Annotated in this window: 4 protein-coding genes; 3 read left to right on the plus strand and 1 reads right to left on the minus strand. The window is 70.2% G+C overall.

Annotated features, from left to right (window positions below; translation table 11 throughout):
• Positions 1 to 1,245, minus strand: a 1,245-nt coding sequence (gene norR / locus KHY18_RS26875; protein WP_213307488.1) for a nitric oxide reductase transcriptional regulator NorR, incomplete at its 3' end; no start/stop codon positions are given.
• A gap of 166 nt (positions 1,246 to 1,411) precedes the next feature.
• On the opposite strand from norR, the gene hmpA reads away from it, so the two are divergent.
• The 3 genes from hmpA to KHY18_RS26890 form a co-directional block, all read left to right on the plus strand.
• Positions 1,412 to 2,569, plus strand: a complete 1,158-nt coding sequence (hmpA, locus tag KHY18_RS26880) for an NO-inducible flavohemoprotein (RefSeq protein ID WP_213307491.1) — start codon at positions 1,412 to 1,414, stop codon at positions 2,567 to 2,569.
• 122 nt (positions 2,570 to 2,691) lie between these two features.
• Complete coding sequence (locus KHY18_RS26885) at positions 2,692 to 3,579, plus strand: hypothetical protein (protein WP_213307494.1); 888 nt, start codon at positions 2,692 to 2,694, stop codon at positions 3,577 to 3,579.
• 8 nt (positions 3,580 to 3,587) lie between these two features.
• Positions 3,588 to 3,998: hypothetical protein (locus KHY18_RS26890; protein ID WP_213307497.1), on the plus strand; the 411-nt coding region annotated here is incomplete at its 3' end.

Genomic DNA, 3,998 nt, shown 5'->3' on the forward strand with positions numbered 1-3,998 from the left:
ATAGGCCAGCAGCGCCGATTGCGCGCCCGCATCGAGCCGCACCGTTCCCAGTTCGCTGCCCGGCGCGGCCGCGCCCAGGCGTGAGCGGTTCTCTTCCAGAAAATAGCCGCACAGCAGCAGGATGTCGCTGCCGCGTTCGCGCAGCGGCGGCACCTGCAGCGGGTAGACGCTGAGCCGGTGAAAGAAGTCGGCGCGCATGCGACCCGAGCGCACGGCTTCGGCCAGCGGGCGGTTGGTCGCGGCGATCACGCGCACGTCGACGCGGTGTTCGCGGTCCGAGCCCAGGCGCTGCAACTGGCCGCTTTGCAGCACGCGCAGCAGCTTGGCCTGAACGGCCAGCGACAGCTCGCCGATTTCATCGAGAAACAGCGTGCCGCCATCGGCGCGCTCGAACTGCCCCTGGCGCTCGCCCACGGCGCCCGTGAACGCGCCGCGCACATGGCCGAACAGTTCGCTTTCGACCAGCGTCTCGGGCAGGGCGGCGCAATTGACGCTGACCAGCGGCCGGCCCGCGCGCCGCGACTGGGCATGCACGGCCTGGGCGACCAGCTCCTTGCCCACGCCGGTCTCGCCGCTGATCAGCACGTTGAGTTCGCTGGGCGCGACCAGCGCGATGTCCTTTTGCAACTGCCGCAGCGCCGGGCTCTGGCCCAGCAGCGGGCGGCGCGCATCCGCGGGCAGCGCGGCCTGGCGGTAGCTTTCGGCGCGCGAGCGCTCGTCCTGCACGCTTTGCGCGAGCTGGCGCAGGCGTTCGGCGGCGGCGACCGTGGCCGCCGCGAGATTGCTGAACGCCTGCAGCGCGTCGAGATGGCCTGGTGCGGCGAACTTGCCGGGCGCGAGCGCGTCCAGCGTCAGCAGGCCCCAGGTGCTGCCGCCTACGACCAGCGCGCAGCCCATGCAGTCGTGCACTTCGAGCGGGCCCGCGTGTTCGACCAGGCCGTCATAGGGATCGGGCAGCGGGCTGTCGGGTGCGAAGCGCAGCGCCTGGCCATGGGCCAGCAACTGCGCCAGCCGCGGGTGCTCGGCGACGCGAAAGCGCCGGCCCAGCGTGTCGCTGCTCAGGCCGTCGATGGCCACGGGCGCGAGCACATCGCCTTGCAGGCGCAGCAGCGCGACCGCGTCGCAGGGCAGTACGGTGCGCAGCGCTTCGAGCAGGCGGCGATAGCGTTCGCGCTCGGGCAGGTCGTCGGCCAGGTCGGCGACCAGGGGAACGAGGCTGCGCAAGAGACTGTGGGTGGCAGTCATTTTGACTCTTTCGTGTGTCGAATTGACATGTTTTGACGCAAGTCATATTGACGCATGAAACGCCAAGTCGTTGATGTGCAAGGGGGATTTTCCTGGCATGCGGCTTGCGAATGCAGCAGCAGTCGGGGCAGTGCCTGCCCCTGTCATTCCCTTTCCAGGAGTTTTCATGCTGACTGCCGAGCAACGCGCCATTGTCCAATCCACCGTCCCGCTGCTGGAAAGCGGCGGCGAAGCGCTGATCACCCATTTCTACCAGAGCTTGCTGGGCGGCCACCCCGAAGTGCGCGCGCTGTTCAACAGCACGCACCAGCAAAGCGGTGCCCAGCCGCGCGCGCTGGCGTTCAGCGTGCTGATGTATGCCAAGCACATCGACCGGCTCGAGAACCTGGGCAACCTGCCCGCGCAGATCATCAACAAGCATGTGGCGCTGCAGGTGCAGCCCGAGCACTACCCCATCGTCGGCCAATGCCTGCTGGCGTCGATACGCGAAGTGCTGGGCGCCGAGATCGCCACCGATGCAGTGATCGATGCCTGGGCCGCGGCCTACCAGCAGCTCGCCGATATCCTGATCGGCGCCGAGACCCAGGCCTATGACCGCAACGCCAGCGCCCCGGGCGGCTGGCGCGGCGCGCGCGCGTTCCGCGTGGCGCGCAAGCAGGTCGAAAGCACGGAGATCACTTCGTTCTATCTCGCGCCTGTCGACGGCGGCGCGGTGATGGCGCATCTGCCGGGCCAGTTCATAGGCCTGCGCATCGTGGTCGACGGCAAGGAGCAGCGCCGCAACTACTCGCTGTCGGCGCTGGCCAACGGCCGCGAGCTGCGCATCAGCGTCAAGCGCGAAGCCGCGGGCGTGGTCTCGCGCCACCTGCACGATGCAGTGCACGAAGGCGATGTGCTGGAGATCTTCCCGCCGGCCGGCCATTTCACGCTGGCCGAAAGCGCCAAGCCGCTGGTGCTGATCAGCGGCGGCGTGGGCATCACGCCCACGCTGCCCATGCTCGCGGCGGCGCTGGGCAGCGCGCGGCCCGTGGTGTTCATTCACTGCGCGCGCACGCCCGAAGTGCAGGGCTTTCGCGCGCGCCTCGATGCGCTCGCGCTGCAGCACCCGCAGCTGCAATGCCACTACCTGTACGAGAATGCCGCGCCCGCGCGCCTGGGCGCCGAGCAACTCGAACGCTGGCTGCCTGCATCGCGCGATGTCGAGGCCTACTTCTGCGGCCCGCAGCCGTTCATGGCGGCCGTGCTGCAAGGCCTGCGCGTTCTGGGCGTGCCGCCCGCGCAGACGCACTACGAGTTCTTTGGCCCCAGCCAGGCGCTGGCGTAGTCGCTGCGGCGGGCAATAAATTGCCGCGCTGCCCATGGTTGTGATGGCGTGTTGCCCGGCTTGAAAAAGCGCGGCCGGCGACGCGCGCGCGCCGCGTCGCAAGGCGAGCATTCACGGTAGCCATGAATGATCTTTCCGACCTTGCCGCGCAGCTGTGCCCCCTGCTTCAGAGCCAGGGGGGCGACGCAGCGTGCGGCGCGGTCGACCGCGGGGCGCTGCGCTGCACGCTGGATGACGGGCGCTGGATAGGGCTGCACTTTCAGGCCAGGCTGCAGCGCTGGCTGCCGGGCGTGGGCTGTGCCACGGATCCGCTCGGAGATGGCGTTCGGGCGTGCCTGGAAGAAGCGCTGCTGCGCGTCGGCCATGAAAGCCGCTGGGGGCTGCAGCAGGCCGGGCTGGGCGATGGCCAGGACGTGCAGCTGGTCGATTGCGACTTTCCGCCCCAGCCCGTGCAGCTGACGGTGGCCGCCGTGGAAAGCCGCCTGCAGGCGCTGCTGGCCCAGTTCGACGCGCTGGCCGAAGGCCGCAACAGCTGCCCTGGCGGGCCCGTGGTGCAGGGCGCTGCGCGCACGCGCGCCTGCGCCTGCGCCCAGGCGTTCAGCGTGCGCATGCAGAGCCTGGACGCGTCGCGCCCAGCGGGCAGCATCGCGGCCCAAGACCTGCTGTTCGACGATCGATTGCCGGTGCGTATTTCCTTGCACCCGCGCAGCCATCACTGGGTGTTCGAAGCGTTTGTGGGCCATGCGGTCGCGCCGGCCGGGCCGCTGCGCCGCAGCCTGGTGGCCACGCTGCTGCTGATCAACGGCGCCGTGCTGACCGGGCGCTCGCTGGTCTGCAGTCTGGACAGCGGCGATCGCGTGGTGCTGATCAGCCGCTGGCACCTGGACTGGGCCGCGCGCGAGCCCGTGCTGGAATGGCTCGACTACAGCCTGCGCCAGGCGCGCCGTATCCGCATGGTGGTCGCCGCCATCGCGCTGCAGGGGACGCCTGGCGGGGGGGACGAAGCATGAGGACGGCCGTGCTGACCAACGCCTTGCCGCCGGTGGCGTCGCCGCTGTCCACAGGGCGCGGCCGGCGGCCGCTGTTTGCGGCGTTGCCCACGCCGCGTGTACTGAGCACGGCCCAGCTCATCAACCAGCAGGAGGCGCTGCAGGCGTCGCTGGTGGCGGCCATGGCCGAGGCCGGGCGGCAGGTCGCGCCGCAGCGGCGCCAGGCCTTTGCGGCGCAGGCTGCGGCCATGGTGCGCGATGTCGTTGCCGACAGCATGTACCCGGTGCACAGCGAGATGATCCGCCACCCCGCGCATACGGTGCGCTGGGAGCGCTACCAGGCCGCCGCGGCCCAGGCCCGGGCCTGGGTGCAGCGCCATGGGCAGGTGGCGCTGTCGCTGCAGCCGATGGGGGATGGCGCGCCGCATCTGCAGACCCTG

This window comes from Acidovorax sp. CCYZU-2555 (assembly GCF_018413525.1).
GTDB lineage: Bacteria > Pseudomonadota > Gammaproteobacteria > Burkholderiales > Burkholderiaceae_C > Comamonas.

What these genes read in the sequence shown, in the direction of transcription:
- hmpA (WP_213307491.1), top strand. Translation starts at nt 1,412, where the DNA reads ATGCTGACTGCCGAGCAACGCGCCATTGTCCAATCCACCGTCCCGCTG.
- KHY18_RS26885 (WP_213307494.1), top strand. Translation starts at nt 2,692, where the DNA reads ATGAATGATCTTTCCGACCTTGCCGCGCAGCTGTGCCCCCTGCTTCAG.